The 1,127-nt window shown below is 73.0% G+C and carries 1 protein-coding gene; it reads left to right on the top strand.

Translation table 11 applies throughout. The features are described 5' to 3' along the window. Positions 1-34: 34 nt before the first annotated feature. On the top strand, positions 35-1,127 hold a 1,093-nt coding region (locus tag ACQKIP_RS47985), incomplete at its 3' end, for a PLP-dependent cysteine synthase family protein (RefSeq protein ID WP_427745932.1).

Raw genomic sequence — 1,127 nt, 5'->3', positions numbered from 1 at the left:
CCTTTGGCGTCGTCGCTCGCGGGAGAAACACGCCATGAACCACATCACCGCCGCCGCGAGTTCCGTCCCACCGACCCACCTTCAGGCCGGCACCAAACACCCCGCACACACCTCCGCCGGCCTGGTCGGCGACACACCCCTCCTGTGGATCGGAGCGCCCTTCACCGCCGCCCGGCGCGGCTTCTGGGCCAAGCTCGAAGGCCACAACCCCGGCGGCATCAAGGACCGCAGCGCCCTGTACATGGTGCGGGCCGCCCGCGAGCGCGGCCAACTGACGCCCGGCGCGCGGATCGTCGAGTCCACCTCCGGCACCCTCGGCCTCGGCCTGGCCCTCGCCGGGAACGCCTTCGGTCACCCGGTCACGGTCGTCACCGACCCCGGCATGGAACCGCTGATGTCCGGACTGCTCACCGCCTACGGAGCCCGCATCGAGGTCGCCGAGACCCCGCACCCCACCGGCGGCTGGCAGCAGGCGCGCCGCGACCGCGTCGGGGAACTCCTCGCCCGCCATCCCGGCGCGTGGTGCCCCGACCAGTACAACAACCCCGACAACGTGGCCGCCTACGCGCCGCTGGCCCATGAACTCGTCGCCCAACTCGGCCGGATCGACACCCTCGTCGTCTCCGTCGGAACCGGCGGCCACTCCGCCGGCATCGCCTCCGTCCTGCGCGATTCCTTCCCGCACCTGCGCGTGGTGGGAGTGGACACGACCGGCTCCACCATCTTCGGCCAGCCCGCCGCTCCCCGCCTGATGCGCGGTCTGGGCAGCAGCATCTACCCCCGCAACGTGGCCTACGGCCTCTTCGACGAGGTGCACTGGGTGGCGGCACCCGAGGCCGTCTGGGCCGCCCGCGAACTCGCCCGCCGGCACTACGCCACCGGCGGCTGGAGCGTCGGCGCCGTCGCCCTCGTCGCACGCTGGCTGGCCCGCACCCAGTCCGCCGAGCACCGTATCGTCACCGTCCTGCCCGACGGCCCGCACCGCTACCTCGGCACCGTCTTCGACGACGCCTACTGCCGCGAACACGACCTGCTCGGCCACCCGCCAGCCGAAGACCCCGACGAGATCGCCCGCCCCGCCGACCGCGTCGTCACCCGGTGGACCCGCTGCACACACATCACCGACC

It is taken from the genome of Streptomyces sp. NPDC059900 (assembly GCF_050270335.1).
GTDB lineage: Bacteria > Actinomycetota > Actinomycetes > Streptomycetales > Streptomycetaceae > Streptomyces.
Note: the sequence above shows the minus strand (reverse complement) of the source record. Positions and strands in the feature narration are given on the sequence as shown.